The 18,871-nt window shown below is 71.7% G+C and carries 15 protein-coding genes; 9 read left to right on the top strand and 6 right to left on the bottom strand.

The window, feature by feature from the left end:
• Positions 1 to 16 precede the first annotated feature (16 nt).
• From BLR33_RS08485 to BLR33_RS08470, 4 genes are read left to right on the top strand one after another with little or no spacing between them, the layout of a single operon-like run.
• Positions 17 to 940 (top strand): ABC transporter permease, encoded by a 924-nt coding sequence (locus BLR33_RS08485; protein WP_093783656.1) that lies wholly within the window; start codon positions 17 to 19, stop codon positions 938 to 940.
• The gene (locus BLR33_RS08480; RefSeq protein ID WP_093783655.1) at positions 933 to 1,934 is read left to right on the top strand and encodes an ABC transporter permease; all 1,002 of its coding nucleotides are present in this window, start codon (positions 933 to 935) and stop codon (positions 1,932 to 1,934) included. The genes BLR33_RS08485 and BLR33_RS08480 overlap by 8 nt, the downstream gene beginning before the upstream one ends.
• Before the next feature lie 42 nt (positions 1,935 to 1,976).
• Positions 1,977 to 3,017 (top strand): ABC transporter ATP-binding protein, encoded by a 1,041-nt coding sequence (locus BLR33_RS08475; RefSeq protein WP_093783808.1) that lies wholly within the window; start codon positions 1,977 to 1,979, stop codon positions 3,015 to 3,017.
• Complete coding sequence (locus tag BLR33_RS08470; protein ID WP_093783654.1) at positions 2,986 to 4,071, top strand: ABC transporter ATP-binding protein; 1,086 nt, start codon at positions 2,986 to 2,988, stop codon at positions 4,069 to 4,071. Before BLR33_RS08475 ends, BLR33_RS08470 begins: the two co-directional genes overlap by 32 nt.
• A gap of 87 nt (positions 4,072 to 4,158) precedes the next feature.
• On the opposite strand, the gene BLR33_RS08465 is transcribed toward BLR33_RS08470, so the two are convergent.
• The 5 genes from BLR33_RS08465 to BLR33_RS08445 form a co-directional block, all read right to left on the bottom strand.
• Positions 4,159 to 5,316 carry an ABC transporter ATP-binding protein gene (locus BLR33_RS08465; RefSeq protein WP_093783653.1) on the bottom strand — a complete coding sequence of 386 codons (1,158 nt, stop codon included), beginning with the start codon at positions 5,314 to 5,316 and terminating at the stop codon, positions 4,159 to 4,161.
• A gap of 21 nt (positions 5,317 to 5,337) precedes the next feature.
• Positions 5,338 to 6,408 (bottom strand): ABC transporter ATP-binding protein, encoded by a 1,071-nt coding sequence (locus tag BLR33_RS08460; RefSeq protein WP_093783652.1) that lies wholly within the window; start codon positions 6,406 to 6,408, stop codon positions 5,338 to 5,340.
• A 52-nt stretch (positions 6,409 to 6,460) separates the two neighbouring features.
• A complete protein-coding gene (locus BLR33_RS08455; protein ID WP_093783651.1) occupies positions 6,461 to 7,438 on the bottom strand; it encodes an ABC transporter permease in 978 nt (325 codons plus the stop codon).
• A 157-nt stretch (positions 7,439 to 7,595) separates the two neighbouring features.
• Complete coding sequence (locus BLR33_RS08450) at positions 7,596 to 9,362, bottom strand: ABC transporter substrate-binding protein (RefSeq protein WP_245771260.1); 1,767 nt, start codon at positions 9,360 to 9,362, stop codon at positions 7,596 to 7,598.
• Between the two features lie 97 nt (positions 9,363 to 9,459).
• The gene (locus BLR33_RS08445; RefSeq protein ID WP_093783649.1) at positions 9,460 to 10,491 is read right to left on the bottom strand and encodes an ABC transporter permease; all 1,032 of its coding nucleotides are present in this window, start codon (positions 10,489 to 10,491) and stop codon (positions 9,460 to 9,462) included.
• Positions 10,492 to 10,981: 490 nt separating this feature from the next.
• On the opposite strand from BLR33_RS08445, the gene BLR33_RS08440 reads away from it, so the two are divergent.
• A complete protein-coding gene (locus tag BLR33_RS08440; protein WP_093783648.1) occupies positions 10,982 to 12,193 on the top strand; it encodes a hypothetical protein in 1,212 nt (403 codons plus the stop codon).
• A gap of 173 nt (positions 12,194 to 12,366) precedes the next feature.
• On the opposite strand, the gene BLR33_RS08435 is transcribed toward BLR33_RS08440, so the two are convergent.
• On the bottom strand, positions 12,367 to 14,595 hold the full coding sequence (locus BLR33_RS08435; protein ID WP_093783647.1) for a S9 family peptidase: 2,229 nt from the start codon (positions 14,593 to 14,595) through the stop codon (positions 12,367 to 12,369).
• 294 nt (positions 14,596 to 14,889) lie between these two features.
• On the opposite strand from BLR33_RS08435, the gene BLR33_RS08430 reads away from it, so the two are divergent.
• The 4 genes from BLR33_RS08430 (at position 14,890) to BLR33_RS08415 (ending at position 18,847) form a co-directional block, all read left to right on the top strand.
• A complete protein-coding gene (locus BLR33_RS08430) occupies positions 14,890 to 15,084 on the top strand; it encodes a hypothetical protein (RefSeq protein ID WP_093783646.1) in 195 nt (64 codons plus the stop codon).
• Positions 15,085 to 15,193: 109 nt separating this feature from the next.
• A complete protein-coding gene (gene mshB, locus BLR33_RS08425) occupies positions 15,194 to 16,114 on the top strand; it encodes an N-acetyl-1-D-myo-inositol-2-amino-2-deoxy-alpha-D-glucopyranoside deacetylase (protein WP_093783645.1) in 921 nt (306 codons plus the stop codon).
• Positions 16,111 to 16,533 (top strand): DUF6113 family protein, encoded by a 423-nt coding sequence (locus BLR33_RS08420; protein ID WP_245771258.1) that lies wholly within the window; start codon positions 16,111 to 16,113, stop codon positions 16,531 to 16,533. The genes mshB and BLR33_RS08420 overlap by 4 nt, the downstream gene beginning before the upstream one ends.
• 151 nt (positions 16,534 to 16,684) lie before the next feature.
• Positions 16,685 to 18,847 carry a VanW family protein gene (locus BLR33_RS08415; protein WP_093783644.1) on the top strand — a complete coding sequence of 721 codons (2,163 nt, stop codon included), beginning with the start codon at positions 16,685 to 16,687 and terminating at the stop codon, positions 18,845 to 18,847.
• Positions 18,848 to 18,871 lie beyond the last annotated feature (24 nt).

Below are 18,871 nucleotides of genomic sequence, written 5' to 3'. Positions count from 1 at the left end.
CCGTGCAGGAGGCCCCATGGGACGCTACGTGATCCGGCGGCTGCTCCAGATGATCCCGGTCTTCATCGGCAGCACCTTCCTGATCTTCTTCATGGTCTACGCGCTCGGCGACCCGGTCGCCGCGCTCTTCGGCGACAGGGCACCCGACCCGGCCACCGCCCAGCAGATCCGGCACGACCTCTACCTCGACCACTCGCTGGGCGCCCAGTACCTGCACTACATGAAGAACATCTTCATCGGCGACTTCGGCACCGCCTTCAACGGGGAGTCGGTCACCTCGCTGATGGGCAGCGCCTTCCCGGTCACCATCCGGCTGACCATCGTGGCGATCATCTTCGAGATCATCATCGGCATCGCGCTCGGCGTCGTCACCGGCATGCGCCGCGGCAAGCCGGTCGACACCGGCGTCCTGCTGCTGACCCTGGTGGTCATCTCCGTGCCGACCTTCGTCACCGGCTACGTGCTCCAGTACGTCTTCGGTGTCCGGCTGAAGTGGACCGCCCCCTCGGTCTCGCCCAGCGCGCCCTTCAACGAACTGATCCTGCCCGGCCTGGTGCTCGCCCTGGTCTCGCTCGCCTACGTCACCCGCCTGACCCGCACCTCCATCGCCGAGAACACCCGCGCCGACTACGTGCGCACCGCCGTCGCCAAGGGCCTGCCGCGGCACCGGGTGATCATCCGCCATCTGCTGCGCAACTCGCTGATCCCGGTGGTGACCTTCATCGGCACCGACATCGGCGCGTTGATGGGCGGCGCCATCGTCACCGAGCGGATCTTCAACATCCACGGCGTCGGCTTCCAGCTCTACCAGGGCATCCTGCGCAACAACGCGCCCACCGTGGTCGGCTTCGTCACCGTCCTGGTGCTGGTCTTCCTGCTGGCCAACCTGCTCGTCGACCTGCTCTACGCGGTCCTGGACCCGAGGATTCGGTATGCCTGACGGAAAAGACCCGCTGGAACCGGTGGACCCCGGCCAGGCGATCGCCCCCGGCGGCGGCTACGGCGGCGGCATGGACCTGGCCGCCGCCGACGCCCAGACCCTGGAGCGCACCCCCGGCACCGGCCAGGACGCCGGCGGCCCGACCGGCAAGCCGCGCAGCCTGTGGTCCGACGCCTGGCGCGACCTGCGGCGCAACCCGATCTTCATCATCTCCGCGCTGATCATCCTGTTCCTGGTCTTCATCGCGATCTGGCCCGGCACCATCGCCACCCAGGACCCGCTGAAGGCCAACCTCGCCAAGTCCCAGGCCGGGCCCGAACCCGGCCACCCCTTCGGCTTCGACAACCAGGGCCGCGACGTCTACACCCGGGTCGTCTACGGGGCCCGCGCCTCGGTGACGGTCGGCGTGTGCGCGACGGCCGGCGTGGTCATCCTCGGCAGCGTGCTGGGCGGCCTGGCCGGCTTCTTCGGCGGCTGGTGGGACGCCGTGCTCTCCCGGATCAGCGACGTCTTCTTCGGCATCCCCGTGGTGCTCGGCGGCCTGGTCTTCCTCTCCGTCGTCACCAACTCCACGGTCTGGCCGGTGGTCGGCTTCATGGTGCTGCTCGGCTGGCCGCAGATCGCCCGCATCGCCCGCGGCTCGGTGATCACCGCCCGGCAGAACGACTACGTGCAGGCCGCCCGCGCCCTCGGCGCCGGCAACCGCCGAATGCTGGTGCGGCACATCGCACCCAACGCGGTGGCGCCCGTCATCGTCGTCGGCACCATCGCGCTGGGCACCTACATCGCCCTGGAGGCGACCTTGTCCTACCTCGGCGTAGGCCTGAAACCGCCCACCGTCTCCTGGGGCATCGACATCTCCGACGCCTCCAACTCCATCCGCGACGCCCCGCACATGCTGCTGTGGCCGGCCGGCGCGCTGAGCCTGACGGTGCTCGCCTTCATCATGCTCGGCGACGCCGTCCGCGACGCCCTCGACCCCAAGCTGCGCTGAGGAGAACCGCCGATGAGCACTTCAGGCGCGACCGACGCGGTCATGGCCCCCGAACCCGAGCCGCCCGGCGGCGGCGAGGAGCGGCCGCTGCTGGACGTGCGCAACCTGCACGTGGAGTTCCGCACCCGCGAGGGCATCGCCAAGGCCGTGAACGGCGTCAACTACTCGGTGCACGCCGGCGAGACGCTCGCCGTGCTCGGCGAGTCCGGCTCCGGCAAGTCCGTCACCGCGCAGGCCGTCATGGGCATCCTCGACTCCCCGCCCGGCTTCATCACCCAGGGCGAAGTGGTCTTCCAGGGCCGCGACCTGCTGCGGATGGGCGGCGAGGAGCGGCGCAAGATCCGCGGCGCCCGGATGGCGATGATCTTCCAGGACGCGCTGTCCTCGCTCAACCCGGTGCTCAGCGTCGGCGAGCAACTGGGCGAGATGTTCCGGGTGCACCAGGGCCTGTCCCGCAAGGAGGCCAGGGCGAAGGCGATCGAGCTGATGGAGCGGGTGCGCATCCCTGCCGCCCGCGAACGCGTCAAGCAATACCCGCACCAGTTCTCCGGCGGCATGCGCCAGCGCGTGATGATCGCCATGGCGATGGCGCTGGAACCCGAGCTGATCATCGCCGACGAGCCGACCACCGCGCTCGACGTCACCGTGCAGGCCCAGGTGATGGACCTGCTCGCCGAGCTGCAGCGCGAGTACAACATGGGCCTGATCCTGATCACCCACGACCTGGGCGTCGTCGCCGACGTCGCCGACAAGATCGCGGTGATGTACGCCGGCCGGATCGTGGAGAGTTCCCCGGTGCACGACATCTACCGGGCCCCCGCCCACCCGTACACCCGCGGTCTGCTCGACTCCATCCCGCGGGTGGACCTCAAGGGCCAGGAGCTCTACGCGATCAAGGGACTGCCGCCCAACCTGCTGCACATCCCGCCCGGCTGCGCCTTCAATCCCCGCTGCCCGCGCGCCCAGGAGGTGTGCCGCACCGACGTCCCGCCGCTGTACCGGGTGAACCAGGAGCGGGCGAGCGCCTGCCACTTCTGGAAGGAGACTCTGGATGACGACAGCGCCCCGTCCGGCGACGCCTGAGCGGCCCGCAGGGCCGGACCCGGACGGCCGCGAGCCGATCCTGCAGGTGCGCAACCTGGTCAAGCACTTCCCGCTGACCCAGGGCATCCTGTTCAGGAAGCAGGTCGGCGCGGTCCAGGCGGTCGACGGGGTCAGCTTCGACCTCTACCCGGGGGAGACCCTGGGCATCGTCGGCGAGTCCGGCTGCGGCAAGTCCACCGTCGCCAGGCTGCTGATGAACCTGGAGACGCCCACCTCCGGCGAGATCCTCTACAAGGGCGAGGACATCACCCGGCTGTCCGGGCGGGCGCTGAAGGCGGTCCGGCGCAACATCCAGATGGTCTTCCAGGACCCCTACACCTCGCTCAACCCCCGCATGACGGTCGGCGACATCATCGGCGAGCCCTTCGAGATCCACCCCGAGGTCGCGCCCAAGGGCGACCGGCGGCGCCGGGTCCAGGAACTGCTCGACGTGGTGGGGCTGAACCCGGAGTACATCAACCGCTACCCGCACCAGTTCTCCGGCGGCCAGCGGCAGCGCATCGGCATCGCCCGCGGCCTCGCCCTGCGCCCGGAGGTGATCGTCGCCGACGAACCGGTCTCCGCGCTCGACGTCTCGGTGCAGGCCCAGGTGGTCAACCTCATGGAGCGGCTGCAGGACGAGTTCGGGCTCGCCTACATGTTCATCGCGCACGACCTGTCGATCGTGCGGCACATCGCGGACCGGGTCGGCGTGATGTATCTGGGCCGCATCGTGGAACTCGGCGCGGACGCGGCGATCTACGAGCACCCCACCCACCCCTACACCCAGGCGCTGCTCTCCGCGGTCCCGGTGCCCAACCCCGAGGCGCGCGAGCACCGCGAGCGCATCATCCTCGCCGGCGACGTGCCCTCGCCCGCCGACCCGCCCTCGGGCTGCCGGTTCCGCACCCGCTGCTGGAAGGCCCAGGAGCTGTGCGCGGAGAAGGACCCGCCGCTCACCGTGCCGCCGGTCTTCCGCGGCACCGCCGGCCCCACCGAGCACCCCTCGGCCTGCCACTTCGCCGAGGAGAAGCAGGTCGTCCCGCCCGAGTAGGGCCGGGCATGCCAGGGGCCGCGGCCGGGGAAAAGGGGTGTCCGGACGCGGCCCCTGGGACCGAGCGGAGGCTGGGCTGAGCCCGGGTCAAAGGGTCTTGTCAGCCGCCTCCTCGATCGCGGCGAGTGCCGGGTCGAGAACGATGTCCTCGTCCCGCGCCGCGACCGTCGGCTCCTCGGGGAAGTGGCAGGCGGTCAGGTGACCGTCCTTGCTGCCTCCCAGCTGGATGAGCGGCGGCTCCTCCGACGCGCAGAGATCCTGCGCCTTCCAGCACCGGGTGCGGAACCGGCAGCCCGAGGGCGGGTTGATCGGCGAGGGCACATCGCCGGCGAGCCGGATGCGCTCGCGCCCGTCATCGTCCGGGTCGGCCTCGGGAGCCGCGCTCAGCAGCGCGTGCGTGTACGGGTGGCGCGGCTTGTTGTAGATCGAGTCGCGGTCGCCGACCTCGACGATCTTCCCCAGGTACATCACCGCGACGCGCTGCGAGAAGTGCCGCACGATCGCCAGGTCGTGCGCGATGAACAGGAACGCGATGCCGAGTTCCTGCTGCACCTGCTGGAGCAGGTTGACCACCTGCGCCTGGATCGACACGTCCAGGGCGGAGACCGGCTCGTCGGCCACGATGAGCTTGGGGTTGAGCGCCAGCGCCCGGGCCACGCCGATGCGCTGCCGCTGGCCGCCGGAGAACTCGTGCGGGAAGCGGTTGTAGTGCTCGGGGTTGAGGCCCACGATCTCCAGCAGCTCGCGGACCCGCTTCTCCCGGCCGCCGGGCGGGTTGAGGTGGTTGACCTCCATCGGCCCGGAGATGATCGTGCCGACCGTCTGCCGCGGGTTGAGCGAGGCGTAGGGGTCCTGGAAGATCATCTGGATCTCGGACCGGATCGGCGCCAGCTGCTTGCGGTCGGCGTGGGTGATGTCCTGCCCGGCGTAGACCACCTTGCCGTCGGTCGGCTCCAGCAGCCGGGTGACCAGGCGGCCGGTGGTCGACTTGCCGCAGCCGGACTCGCCGACCATGCCCAGCGCCTCGCCCTTGTCGATGTGGAAGTCCACACCGTCCACCGCGCGGACGTCGCCGACCCGGCGCTGGAAGATGAAGCCGCCGTTGATCGGGAAGTACTTGCGCAGGCCGGTGACCTCCAGCAGCCGCTCGCCCGGCTCGGGGCGCTGCTCGGGGACCTTCGCCAGGCTCGGGGTCGGCTCCAGGGTCGATGCCTTCTCCAGCGACTGCTGCTGCTGTTCACTCATTGCTGTTCCCTCGACTCCTGGTCAGCGCAGCCGCGGCTGGATCTGCTCGATGAAGATGTCACGCTTCTGCTCCGCCGTCAGGTGGCAGGCCGACCCGCGCCCGTCCGGCAGCTGCGGCCGTTCGGTGCTGCACCGGTCGCCGCCGACCGTGGCGGTGAAGGCGCACCGGGTGTGGAAGGGGCACCCGGAGGGCGGGTTGAGCAGGCTGGGCGGGCTGCCCGGGATCGGCGCCAGCGGCACGTCCACCGAGGCGGTCAGCCGGGGGATCGAGCCCAGCAGGCCCCACGCGTAGGGGTGCTGGGGCTCCTTGAGGATCTCCCGGGTGGTGCCGCGCTCCACGGCGCGGCCCGCGTACATCACGACCACCTTGTCCGCGGTGTTCGCGATGACGCCCAAGTCGTGGGTGATCAGGATGATCGCGGTGCCGGTCTCCTGCTGCAGGTCCTTGAGCAGGTCGAGCACCTGCGCCTGCACGGTGACGTCGAGCGCGGTGGTCGGCTCGTCCGCGATCAGCAGCGCCGGGTCGCAGACCAGCGCCAGGGCGATCATCGCGCGCTGGCGCATACCGCCGGAGAACTGGTGCGGGTAGTCGTCCACCCGGGTCTGCGGCTGCGGGATGCCGACCTTGGCCAGCATCTCGATCGCCCGCGCCCGGGCCTCGCGCCGCGAGGCACCGGTGTGCTTCATGAAGGGCTCGGCGATCTGCCGGCCGACCGTGTAGTACGGCGACAGCGCGGTCAGCGAGTCCTGGAAGATCATCGCCATCTTGTTGCCGCGCAGCCGCTCCAGGGTGCGCTGCGAGGCCCCGGTGAGCTCCTGCCCGTCGAGCAGGATCTCCCCGGTGATGGTGGTGTTGCGGGGGTTGTGCAGCCCGAGGATGGCCAGGTTGGTCACCGACTTGCCCGAGCCGGACTCGCCGACGATGCCGAGCGTCTCGCCGCGTTCGAGGTCGAACGACAGCCCGTCCACGGCCTTCACGGTGCCGTCCTCGGTGGCGAACCTGACGTACAGGTCGCGGACGGACAGGAACGGGGCGTCGCCCGCCGGGTCCTGGGGTGCGGATGAGGTATCCGGCTTGGTCAGCGTGGTCACTTTCGGGCTCTCCTCGGGGCCGGAGCCTTGTACGGAACAGGGACTGCCGGGTTCATGCGAGCCGGATTCGCGGGTCGATGAAGGCGTAGCAGGCGTCGATCAGGATGTTGAAGAAGACGATGGAGGTGGCGCCGACGAGCATCACGCCCATCTCCAGCGGCAGGTCGGACTGGAGCACCGCGCTCACCGCGAGGTTGCCCAGACCGTGCAGGCCGAAGGTCGCCTCGGTGATGATCGCGCCGCCGAAGACCGAGCCCAGGTCGATGCCGAAGATGGTGACGATCGGGCCCATCGCGCCGCGCAGGGCGTACCGGAAGAAGACGTACTTCGAGCCCATGCCCTTGGCGCGGGCGGTGCGCACGTGTTCCTCCGACAGCTGCTCGACCATCAGGGAGCGGGTCTGCCGGCTGTAGTTGGACCAGAAGATGACCGACATGATCAGGCAGGGCAGGACCAGGCCGGTCAGCGAGCCGACCGGGTCGCTCGTCCAGTCCGGGTCGTGGCCGCGGTCGAGCCAGCCGAGCTGCACCGAGAACAGGTAGATCGCCAGCGGGCCGATGAAGTAGATCTGCACCGACTGGCCGAGCAGCGAGATGGAGCTGGCGACGCGGTCGAAGACCGAGCCCTGCTTCCAGGCGGAGATCAGGCCGAGGCCGACGCCGATGACCAGGAAGGTGACCGAGCCGCCGATGGCGAGCGACAGGGTGGTGGGGTAGCGGTCCTTCAGCAGCGACCACACGGAGGTGTCGTTGTTGAACGACAGGCCGAAGCAGGGGGCCGGGCAGTTGCCCAGCGGGAGGTGGCGGCCGGCGAAGATGCCGACGACGTAGTTCCACCACTGCACGGGGATCGGCTTGTCCAGGCCGAGGTTCTTGTGGATCAGCGCCAGGTTCTGCGGGTTGCAGTTCTTGCCGCAGGACAGCAGCGCCGGGTCCGAGGGCAGCGCGAAGAACAGCAGGTACGTGACGAAGCTGATCAGGACGAGGATGACGGCGGCGCCTAGCACCCGGCGTACGAGGAAACGGAGCATGGGGTCGGGCTCTTCCGTAGGGGTGCCGCGCTGCGGCGCCGGTCGGGAGCGGGTGTGGGGTCCAGGGGTCCCGGGCCGGTGACCGGCTCCGCGGGGGCGTGCCCCGCGGAGCCGGTCACCGGTGGTGCGTTCCGGGTGGTGTCCGGAAGGGGTACGGCTACTTCACGAACACCGTGTTCGGGCTCAGGGTGCCCAGCGGGGTGTTGTAGGAGACGCCGCCGAGACCGTCACCGTAGACGTTGTAGTACTTGTCGTACTCGTAGGGGATCTCGGGCACATCGTTCTTCATGATGTACTCGGCCAGCTTCTCCCACTCGGACGACGCCTGGGTCGGGTCCGCGATCGCGTTGATGCGGTCGATCTCGGAGTTCACCTTCGGGTCGTTCAGGTGCGAGTAGTTCGGGTCGTTGTCCGCGACCAGTCGGCCGTCCTGGGTCGGCGGGATGACGGTGGAGGCGTTCGGCCAGTCCGCGCCCCAGCCGGTGCGGTACAGGTCGTACGGGTTGTTCACCTTGCCGATGAGCGTGTAGTACGCGGTGGAGTCGATCGCCTTGGTCTGCAGGTCGATGCCGGCCTTGGCGAACGCGTTCTTCAGCGTGGTGGCCACGGTCACCCAGCGGGGCTGGTTGGAGAAGGCGTAGGTCAGCTTCAGGTGGGTGACGCCGGCCTCCTTCAGCAGCTCCTTGGCCTTCGCGGGGTCACCCTGCGGCTTGGTGAGCTTGCCGTACGGGTCGTAGGACTTGAAGCCCTGGACCGTCGGGCCGATCAGGCTGGTGCCCAGGTCGCCCTGCGGCGGGCCGCCGAGCGCGGTCTGCACCTGCTGCATCGGGAACGCGTACATGATCGCCTGGCGGACCTTGACGTCCTTCACGCGGGTCATGTTGATGTTGAACACGTCCACGAACGGCTGGTAGTTGCTGACCAGGCGGGACTTGTACTTCGGGTCGCCGGCGATGACCGAGGTCTGGGTCGGGTCGGCGGGCGCCACCAGCGCGAGGGAGTCCTTGTCCTCACCGGACTGGGCCTCGAGCCGCTGGGTCAGACCGGGCTGCGCGACACCGAGCTGGATGTCCCACTTGTCCGGGTAGGCGTTGCGGATCGGGTCCGTCTTCGGGTCCCAGTTCTTGTTGCGCACCAGCTCCAGCGCCTTGCCGGCCTGGTAGCTGGCGATCTGGTACGGGCCGTCCGAGAACGGGGCGGTGTCGTACTTCGGGCCGGTGTCCTTGGCCTTCAGGATCGGGCCGGAGCCGGACAGGGCCATCGCGTAGGGCGCGTCGGAGTGCGGCGCCTTGAAGTGGAAGACGACCGTCTTGTCGTCCGGGGTGGCTATCACCGAGTCCGGCAGGGACTTGCCGCCCTGGGGACCGGGGTAGACCTTCCGGAAGGAGCTGGAGCCGGTGAGCCACTGCTGCAGGTACTGCGGGCCGGCGGTCTCGTAGCTGGAGAACAGCCGCTCGATGCCGTACTTCACCTGGTCAGAGGTGATCGGCGTGCCGTCCTGCCACTTCAGGCCGTCCTTGAGGTGGTACGTCCAGGTCTTGCCGCCGTCCGAGGAGGTGCCCGTGTCGGTGGCCAGGTCGCCGACCAGGACCGTCTTGCCGGTCTTGGCGTCGATCTTGTAGTTGGTCAGCTGGCGGCTGAAGAGCTGCCCGATGACCTGCTCCTGGTTGACGTACGCCTGGGCCGGGTCGAGGTGGTTGACACCCGAGGCCTCCAGGTCGTGCACCGTGCCGCCGCTCTTGGCGCCCGCGACGGCCGGGGCCGGACCGGTGGAGTCGGCCGCCGTGCCGAGCGTGACGCTCTGCACCGACGCGGTGGCGCCGTTGGCACCGCCGCCGCTGGACGTCGACTTGCCCGAGCCGCCACCGCCGTCGCTGTTCCCACTGCTGCACGCGCTCAGGGCCAGAGCCCCCGCCGACAGCATAGCCGCGGCGTAATACGCCCTACGCTTATTCATTGATTCCTGCCTGTCACTGGCTTTGTCGGCTTCCCGGTTCCCGGTGAGACGACCTGGACACTCATCAGCGGATGGTCTTGGGATCGAGAGCGTCCCGGACCGAGTCCCCGAGCAGGTTGAAGGCGACGACGAAGATGACCATCGCGATGCCGGGGAAGAACATGTAGGTGATGTCGGACTGGTAGTACTGGACCGCGTCCTGGAACATCAGCCCCCAGTCCGGGGTCGGTGTCTGCATGCCGACGCCGAGGAACGACAGGCCCGCCTCCGCGGTCACGTTGACCGGCAGCAGCAGGGTGGACTGCACCAGGATGGTGGTCCACAGGTTCGGCAGCAGCTCCCTGCGGATGATGCGCGAGCTGGAGGCGCCCGAAAGGCGCGCGGCCTCGATGTACTCCCGCTCCCGCAGCGACAGCACCTGGGCGCGCACCAGGCGGCCGAGGGCCATCCAGCCGAGCGCGAACTGCACCAGCACCAGGGCGGTGAACCGCAGGTAGGTCGGCTCCGAGTCGCTCGGCTTGACGAAGATCGCCACGACGACCGGCGTGAACGCGATGAAGAACAGCTGCTGCGGGAAGGACATCATCAGGTCGGAGAACCGGCCCACGAAGTAGTCGGTCTTCCCGCCGATGTAGCCCTGCACCAGGCCGACGACGACACCGAGCACCACCGACAGGACCGTCACGCACAGCGCGATCGCGAGCGAGGTGCGGATGCCGTAGATGAGCACCGCGAACACATCGCGGCCCAGGCCCGGTTCGATGCCGAACCAGTGGGTGCCGTCGATGCCGCCGTTGGGCTTGATCGGCAGGCCGAACCCGTTCAGCAGGCCGTCGTCCTGGCCGTAGAGCGAGTACGCGTTCTCGCCGTAGAGCTTGACGATCAGCGGCGCGAAGATGGCGATCAGCAGGTAGGCGAGCACCACGAAGGCGCACAGCACACCGATCTTGTCGCGACGGAAGCGCATCCAGGCCAGCTGCCGGGGAGAGCGCCCGACAAGCTCCGGAGCCTGCTCCTGGGAAGGCTCGGAGCTACCGCCCTCTGGGTCGAGGGTGAGGCCGCCGGCACCATCCGCAGCCTGACTAGGACTTGTCATCACACTTCCCCGGGACCGAAAACGAGCGTGCCACGCCGATGCGCAACGCGTGTTGAGCGGGACTTTCGCAATGGAATCAACTTCCAGTCAAGGGGGGAAGGAGGGAAGAAACCTTGTTGTTTGGCATCTTGAGCGAAGGTTTTGCGGATTGTCGTCCGAACGTGCTTGACAGAGGCTGACTCAACCGGACATAGCCGACATAGCTCCACGAAACGCGTTTACATGCAGGCAACTTTTCTGTCGCAGCTCCGATATACGGACCGAGCAGTCTGAACAACGTACGGCCGTGCGGGTGCCGTAGGCCGGCCGGGGCACGCCATGCCGCCCCGGCCGGCCGCTCCGCAGCCCTCATCGCGCCCCTCCCGCCCCTCTCCTGCCGTGTGCCGCCCGGCCCCAGAGGAACCGTTTCGCCGAACCGGCGGAACCGATTGTTCCCCTCCCGCCCCCGCGGGTATATCCGGGGGAACATCAGGCCCACGGGGGAGCGGCCATGTACGGGAACCAGGCCACGTCGACGACACCGGCGCCGGGCGCGCGAGCCGCCGCAGCGCTGCTCTGCCTGGCGCTGATCGGCGTCGAGACCGCCTGGCTGGTCAGGGACATCCACGCGACCGGCTTCCACAACACGATATGGCGCTGGCTCCAGCTCGATCTGATCGACCCCCGCAGTGTGCCCACCACCACCTCGATCACGGACGTGGTGCTGCTGGTCGTGCTGGTGGCGGCCCTGGCCGCGGCCCGGCGGCCGAGCGCGGGCGGGGCGTTCGCCGCGGCCGGTCTTGCGGCGGTGCTCTTCCGGTTGCCGGGGGTCTGGATCTTCACGGCGGACTGGACCCGCGGCTTCCCCGAGCGCGGCCGGCTGCTCGCCACCTCGATCGCCTTCGTGGCGGGTGGACTGCTGCTGGCGCTGGCCGCATTCGCCCGCGTGCCGGCGAACGGTGCGGGCGCGGGCGCCGCTTCGGGTGCCGGGTCGGGCGGCGGTGCGCGGGCCGCGGCGAACCGGCCCGCGCGTGGGCCCGCCATCGCCGCCGGGGTGCTGCTGGTCCTGCTCGCCGCGGAGACCGTGGGCTGGCAGATCTACTTCGTGCACACCTACGGTGGCCGCGGCTATCCGCCGCACCTGTACCGGCACGGTCTGTTCGGCGACCCGACCACCCTCGGCGCCCTGCTGGCACCGCCGTTCGCCTGGGCGGGCTGGGCGACGGTGCTCTTCGCGGTGGTCGCCGCCTTCGCCGCCTTCCGCGGTGCACCGGCGGCCAGGCCGCTCGCGATGGTCCTCGGGCTGCGGGTGGCGCTGGTCGGGGTGGTCGCGCTGGACCTGTGGCACGAGGAGAAGCTGCTCTTCGCCGGCAAGCGGCTGCCCGGCACCCTCCAGGCCCAGCAGTGGACCGCGGTGCTGGAAATCGTGCTGGGCGTGGCGCTCATCGCGCTGGCCGTACCGCGCGCGAACCGCGGCCCCTTCGCCGGGCTGCCCCCGCTGCCGCCCGCGCGGAACCCCAGGTGGGGACCGCCTCAGCCGTACGACGCACCACCGGCGCCGCCCCGGCAACCCCAGCAGCCACCCCAGTCGCGCCAGCCGCCCTCCGCTCCCCGGTTCCCCCCGAACCCGCCGGCCGGCGGGTTCGGGCCGCCGCCACCCGGCTATCCGCCGAGCGGGCCCGCCTCGCCTCCCGGGTATCCACCGGGCGGGCCCCGGACGTGACAGTGGGGGCGCGGGAGCCGAACGGGGCTCCCGCGCCCCCACTCCTATAAGAGGGGACAGGCGTATCCCTGGGGCCGGGGTGATCAACGGGCCCTGCGGGGCGGTGCGTTCGGACGTGACCGGTGTGGCGGGGGATCACCGGGCCGCCGGACGCGCCGGCTTCCGGAACCGGGTCAGCCGCGCGGGCGGCCGGCCAGCGCGCGCTTGAGGAAGTCCACCTGGAGCAGCAGCAGGTTCTCGGCGACCTGCTCCTGCGGGGTCATGTGCGTGACGCCCGACAGCGGCAGCACCTCGTGCGGCCGCCCGGCGGCCAGCAGCGCGGTGGACAGCCGCAGCGAGTGGGCCACCAGCACGTTGTCGTCGGCGAGGCCGTGGATCACCATCATCGGGCGGGCCGGCTCGACGGCCTGCACCAGACCGGCGTCGCCGACCAGGGAGTTCGCCTCGTAGACGGCCGGCTGGACGGTGGGGTCGCCGAGGTAGCGCTCCATGTAGTGCGTGTCGTAGAGCCGCAGGTCGGTGACGGGGGCGCCGACGACGGCCGCGTGGAAGACGTCGGGGCGGCGCAGCGCGGCGAGCGCGGCGAGGTAACCGCCGTACGACCAGCCGCGGATGGCCACCCTGTTGAGGTCCAGCGGGTGGCTGCCGGCCAGGGCGTGCAGCACCTCGACCTGGTCGGCGACCGAGACGCCCGCGAAGTCGCCCGCCACGGCCTTCTCCCACGCGGGGGAGCGGCCCGGGGTGCCCCGCCCGTCGGCGACGACCACCGCGAAGCCCTGGTCGGCGAACCACTGGGAGACCAGGTGCGGGTTGTGCGCCGCGTAGACCCGCTGGCCGTGCGGGCCGCCGTAGGGGTCGAGGAGGACGGGCAGCTTGCCGTCGGCCTCCGTCCAGCCGGTGGGCAGCAGCACGGCGGTCGGCACCCGGTGCTCCCCGGCGGTCAGCAGGTGCACCCGGGCGGTCAGCGACGGGGTCTCCGTATACGTTCCGATCCTGGCGGCCTCCTCGGCGCCGCGCAGCACGCGGGTGAGCGGGCCGGGCCGGTCGAGCGCGGAGGAGGTGAGCACGGTGAGCTCGCCGGACCGCACGGCGGTGTGCACCCCGGGCTCGGCGGAGACCCGGACCGGGCCCGCGGCGCCCACCCGGTAGACGTGCACCTCGCCGATTTCCGCTGCGGCGGCCGCCTCGCCCGCCGAGGCCGCGACCAGCACCTCGTCCCCACCGGCGTCCAGCACCGCCCGCAGGTGCAACTCGGGCCCGGTCAGGGTCTTCTCGCCCACCTTCAGCACGCGGGCGCCCGCTTCGTCGGTGATCCGGACCAGCTCGCCGGAAGGGGTGAGCGCGGGCGAGCCGGCGAACAGATCAAGCCACTTTTGATCTTCCTCGACGGCCAGCACCGAGGTGGTGCCGCTGTGCCGGTCCACCGCGAGATACTGCTGGATTCGCTGGTCCCGGCTCTGCACCAACAGCAGCGCGGGGCCCGCGGCCGACCAGTGCACCGCCGCCAGGTAAGGGAACCGGGCGCGGTCCCACTCCACCTCGGTGCGGCCGCCCGCCAGGTCGAACAGGGCGAGCGTCACCTCGGCGTTGGGCGTGCCGGCCGCCGGGTAGCGCACCTGGACCGGCGCCCGGTCCGGGTGCGCGGGCTCGGAGATCCACCACTGCTGCACCGGCGCCTCGTCCACCCGGGCCACCAGCAGCGCGCTGCTGTCCGGCGCCCACCAGAAGCCCCGGCTGCGGCCCATCTCCTCGGCCGCGACGAACTCGGCCACCCCGTACGCCACTTCGGGCCGCTCCGGCTCGGCGAGGGCCCGATCCCCGCCGGCACCGCCGACACCGCCGGCCGGTACCAGGCGCAGGGCGCCGCCGCACGCGTACGCCACCCAGCGGCCGTCCGGGGACAGCCGCGGGTCCACCACGGGCCCGGGCACGGGGAGTTCGCGCACCCCGGCCGCTCCTGCGGCAGGTGCGGAACCGGCCGCCGCGGCGGGCTCCCCGGCGCCCTCCGCGCTCCCCGCGCCCCCTGTGCCCTCGCCGGGGGCCGCCGCGAGGTTTGCGGTGAACAGCCGCCCGGAGAGGGCGAAGACGGCCGTGCGCACCGCCTCGTCCACCGCGAAGCCCACGATGCCCGCCGAGCCCTCCCGGCTGCGCTCGCGCCGGGCCTTCTCGGCCGCCGACAACTCCTCGCCCGCTCCCCCGAGCACCTCGGCCGGGTCGGCCGCCACGCGCTCGGTGCCGCCCGGCAGGTCCAGCACCCACAGCACCTGCTCGCGCGAGGTGCCGGAGCGGGACCGCACGAAGGCCACCCGCGTGCCGTCGGGCGCCACCGCGAAGGCCCGCGGCGCCCCGAGGGTGAAGCGCTGGGTCCTGGCGTGCTGGCGCGGGAATGAGAGGTACGTCATACCCGCGACCCTAGAGGGTGGCTCCGACAATCGCCTCCGGATTGCGCGCCGGAACCGCCGCGCGGTCGCTGACCTGGCACGGTGTCACCCCGGCCGGGCCGCCGGGCGGGCCGGGCCCCGGCCGGCCGGTGGCCGGATCTCGTCATGCGCCCCCGCGTGCTTCCGTGCTCCGACATATGCGGGGGGACGGAAAGTTATGATCCGTAGCGGTGGGTGGGTAATAAGCATGTGGCAACTGACCGCACTCGACTGACCGCATCCGACGGGACCCTGCGTACTGGGAGGTGAGCCGCTGTGGCACTTTCGATTTCGGCGGTGCTGCTGCTGCTGGTCATCGTTGTCCTGCTGATCCGGCGCTCCGGCCTGAAACCAGGACACGCCATCGCCTGTACGCTGCTGGGTTTCTATCTGGCGAGTTCCTCCTGGGCGCCGCAGATCAGCGACCTGACCAGCAATGTGGCGAAGACCATCTCCAATATCAAGATCTAGGCACCCGTTCGGCGGAGCGCGCCGGGCGCTCCCGCGCTCCCGTGCGCGCCCCGGGGCGGGCGGCGGGCCTGGAACAGGGCGGTCCGCCGCAGCCGCGTAGGCTTCGGGCATGACCGAAGTCCCCGACGCGGCGAGCCCGCCGGCCCGGCGCCTGCTGCTCGTCCACGCCCACCCGGACGACGAGACGATCGGCAACGGAGCCACCATGGCCCGGTACGCGGCCGAAGGCGCGCTCGTCACCCTCGTGACCTGCACCCTGGGCGAGGAGGGCGAGGTGATCCCGCCCGAGCTGGCCCACCTGGCGGCCGACCGCGACGACACCCTCGGCGAGCACCGCATCGGCGAACTCGCCGCCGCCATGGCCGAGTTGGGCGTCACCGACCACCGCTTCCTCGGCGGCCCCGGTCGCTACCGCGACTCCGGCATGATGGGCGTCGCCCAGAACGACAACCCCGGCTGCCTGTGGCGCGCCGACCTGGACGAGGCCGCGGGCCACCTCGCCGACGTCATCCTGGAGGTCCGCCCCCAGGTCCTCGTCACCTACGACGCCAACGGCGGCTACGGCCACCCCGACCACATCCAGGCCCACCGCATCGCCATGCGCGGCTACGAACTCGCCGCCGGGCGGGGCCACCGGGTGGACCGCGTCTTCGAGAACTGCATGCCGCGCTCGGTCGTCCAGGCCGGCTTCGACGCGCTCGCCGCGGCGGGCCGCAGCTTCCCCTTCGAGGGCATCGCGCGCGTGGACGACGTCCCCGGCGTGGTGGACGACGAGCAGGTGACCGTCGCGGTGGACGGCGCCGCGTACGCCGGGCACAAGACGGCCGCGATGCGCGCGCACGCCAGCCAGATCGCCGTGGACGGCCCCTTCTTCGCGCTCTCCAACGACCTCGGCCAGCCGTTCTTCGCCGTCGAGTACTACCACCAGGTGCACGGCACGCCCCCGCCGCAACCGCTGCCGGCCGGCGACCTGTTCGCGGGCCTCACGGACGGCCCGGCGGCCGACGGCGCCCAGGGGGAGCCCCGGTGAGCCGCACCAGCCCGCCGCCGCGCCAGCCGGTCTTCCGCGCGCTGAACAGCAATCCGCTGATGACGCCCGGCGCCCGTATCGCCTGCTACGTCGGCCTGGCCGTGCTCGCCCTGGTCGTGGCCGTCGCCGGCGCGCTCATCCAGGCCGCCTGGCTGCCCGGCGGCCTGCTGCTCGCCCTGGCCGGCTGCGTGGCGCTGTTCTACGGCGGCACCAAGCTCACCGGGACCCGGATCGGCACCGTGGTGCCCGCCGCGGTGTGGCTGATCTCCGTGGTCCTGCTGAGCACATCGCGGCCCGAGGGCGACTTCCTCTTCGCCGCCGGTGTCGGCCCCTACGTCTATCTGCTCGGCGGCGCGATGTCCGCCGTGATCTGTGCCACGCTGCCCCAACTGCCGCCAGCCGGGACGAATCGCGCCTGACTTGGCGGCCAGGGGCGGGCACGTGGTTGGGTGTGGCCCAGCGTTCCGCCTGACCCGGGTCGCCGCAGCTGCCAGGTCGGTATGGTGGGTGCGCCGGCGAGCCGAAACCGACTGACAGGTCGGGCGGCGTGTCCAACCGGGAGAGCCTGCTTTGAGTCGTGAAACTGACAGTACGTCCTCTGGCCCCCAGGGGCGCGGCGGCGCCGCGTACCCGTCGGGGACCCCGCCGTACGGCCCGCGCCCCTTCCCGTCGCTGCACCCGCAGGACCGGCCGCGTCCGGCCGCGCCCGAGCAGCAGGAGCCGGCGGAGTCCGCCGACACCGCCGAGGAGCCCAGGACCGAGACGACTCTGACCACCCGGATCAGGATCAACATCCCCGGGTCCCGGCCGATCCCGCCCGTCGTCGTGCGCACCCCCGTCGAGGAGGGCGCCGCGGCCCCGGCCCCCGAGCCGGCGCCCGAGGAGCCCGCCGCCGAAGCGGCGGCCGAGCCCGAGCCGGAGCCGGAGAAGACCAAGGAGACCAGCGACTGGTTCGCGCCCCGCAAGCCGGTCACCCCGCCGCAGGGCACCCCCGTGCCGCAGCCGGGACCGGCCCCCGCGCAGCCCGGCCCCGCGGCTCCCGGCGGGCCGCAGGGCGACGGCGGCTTCGGCGGCGGCCCCGCGGCGCCCTTCGGCGGTGGCCCCGCGACCCCGGGCGGTCCCGTGCCCCCGCCGGCTGCCCCGGCCGCCGAGTTCTTCGGCGGCGGCCCCGGCCCCGCGGGCGGCCCCGGCGGCGACGACCTGTTCTCCGGCCCCTTCGCCTCCCCCTACGCCGAGCCGGACACCGGCTCGCACCCCGCGCCCGCCCCCGAGGGCTTCCCGCCGGCCGGCGGCGCCCCCTTCGACGACGGCCAGAACGCCCGGGGCCCGCACGACACGCCCTCCGGCGGCTTCGCCTCGCCCTACACCGGGTCCGACACCGGCCAGAACCCGGTCCACCGGCCCGCGCCCGCCTCGCCGTTCGGCCCCGACGACTTCCCGCCCGGCGTGCCCCGCCCGGCGGATCGCGACGCCGGGGCGCCGGCCGGGCCCACCGACTCGACCACCGGCACCATGCCCATCCCGACGGTCCCCGAACTGTCCCGCGAGCCCGTCCGCGACGACCTGTTCCGGCCGCAGGGACCCCGGACCCCCGGCCCCGGCGGTCCGCCGCCCGGGCAGCGGCTGTCCGGCGACACCCTCGTCGGCGGCATCCCGGCCGTTCCGCCCGGCGAGTCCCGGCCCCGCTCCGGCCCGGCGCGCCCCGGTCCCGTCCCGCCCCGAGTGGCCGAACCGGACGCGCAGGCAGCCCCCTCGGGGCCGGCCGCGGCCAAGAAGGCGCCGGCGAAGAAGGGGCGCTCCAAGCTGGTGCTGCTGTGCGCGGCGGTCGGCGGCGTGGCCGTGGTCGCCTACGGCGCCGGGCTGCTGATGAACCACGCGGACGTGCCCAAGGGCACCACCGTGCTCGGCACCGACATCGGCAACATGAAGCAGGACGCCGCCGTGCAGGCGCTGGACAAGTCGCTGGGCGACCGGGCGACCGCGGACCTGACGGTCAGCGTGGACGGCCGCAAGGAGAGCCTGAAGCCCTCGGTGGCGGGCCTGTCGATCGACGTCGACGCCACCGTGCAGAAGGTCGCGCACCCCGACTACAACCCGGTCGCGGTCTTCGGCACCCTCCTCGGCCACAAGCACCCGGCCGACCCGGTGGTCATCGTGGACCAGGACAAGCTCAAGGCGGCGCTGAAGGGCATCGAGGGCAAGAGCGGCACCGGCTCCGACGGCATGGTGAAGTTCACCGGCGGCAAGGCCGTCGCGGTGCCCGGCAAGCCCGGCAAGGGCATGAACATCGACGCGGCCGCCGCCAAGGTCGCGGCCGCCTACCGGCAGCGCGCCCAGAGCGACACCAACCCGGTGGTCGCCCTGCCCGTGACCACGGTGCCGCCCAAGGTCACCCAGGCCGAACTCGACAAGGCCGTCAACGGGTTCGGGAAGACCGCGATGATGGGGCCGGTCTACGTGGGCGCGGGCCCCGGCCACGACGTCGAGTTCAACACCACGCTGCCGCAGTTCCTGACCATGCAGGCCACCCCGGACGGCAAGCTGGCGCCGCACATCGACCTGAAGGTGCTCCAGTCCCTGTACGGCAACGCCTTCCAGGGCGTGCTGCTGCAGCGCGGGGACGGTTCGAAGACGCCCGTGACCCCGCAGGACGTGGCCACCGCGCTGATCCCGGCGCTCAGTTCGAGCAACCCGGCCGACCGCTCGGTGCAACTGCCGAACATCGCCCAGTAGTCCCGGCGGCCGGCGGGACCCCTC

Source organism: Actinacidiphila guanduensis (assembly GCF_900103985.1).
GTDB classification, from domain to species: Bacteria; Actinomycetota; Actinomycetes; order Streptomycetales; family Streptomycetaceae; genus Actinacidiphila; species Actinacidiphila guanduensis.
Note: the sequence above shows the minus strand (reverse complement) of the source record. Positions and strands in the feature narration are given on the sequence as shown.

Excerpts from the sequence above, each read along its gene's own strand:
- BLR33_RS08455 (WP_093783651.1), bottom strand. The coding sequence starts at position 7,438 with ATGCTCCGTTTCCTCGTACGCCGGGTGCTAGGCGCCGCCGTCATCCTC.
- BLR33_RS08465 (WP_093783653.1), bottom strand. The coding sequence starts at position 5,316 with ATGAGTGAACAGCAGCAGCAGTCGCTGGAGAAGGCATCGACCCTGGAG.
- BLR33_RS08470 (WP_093783654.1), top strand. The coding sequence starts at position 2,986 with ATGACGACAGCGCCCCGTCCGGCGACGCCTGAGCGGCCCGCAGGGCCG.
- BLR33_RS08445 (WP_093783649.1), bottom strand. The coding sequence starts at position 10,491 with ATGACAAGTCCTAGTCAGGCTGCGGATGGTGCCGGCGGCCTCACCCTC.
- BLR33_RS08480 (WP_093783655.1), top strand. The coding sequence starts at position 933 with ATGCCTGACGGAAAAGACCCGCTGGAACCGGTGGACCCCGGCCAGGCG.
- mshB (WP_093783645.1), top strand. The coding sequence starts at position 15,194 with ATGACCGAAGTCCCCGACGCGGCGAGCCCGCCGGCCCGGCGCCTGCTG.
- BLR33_RS08475 (WP_093783808.1), top strand. The coding sequence starts at position 1,977 with ATGGCCCCCGAACCCGAGCCGCCCGGCGGCGGCGAGGAGCGGCCGCTG.
- BLR33_RS08450 (WP_245771260.1), bottom strand. The coding sequence starts at position 9,362 with ATGCTGTCGGCGGGGGCTCTGGCCCTGAGCGCGTGCAGCAGTGGGAAC.
- BLR33_RS08435 (WP_093783647.1), bottom strand. The coding sequence starts at position 14,595 with ATGACGTACCTCTCATTCCCGCGCCAGCACGCCAGGACCCAGCGCTTC.
- BLR33_RS08440 (WP_093783648.1), top strand. The coding sequence starts at position 10,982 with ATGTACGGGAACCAGGCCACGTCGACGACACCGGCGCCGGGCGCGCGA.
- BLR33_RS08485 (WP_093783656.1), top strand. The coding sequence starts at position 17 with ATGGGACGCTACGTGATCCGGCGGCTGCTCCAGATGATCCCGGTCTTC.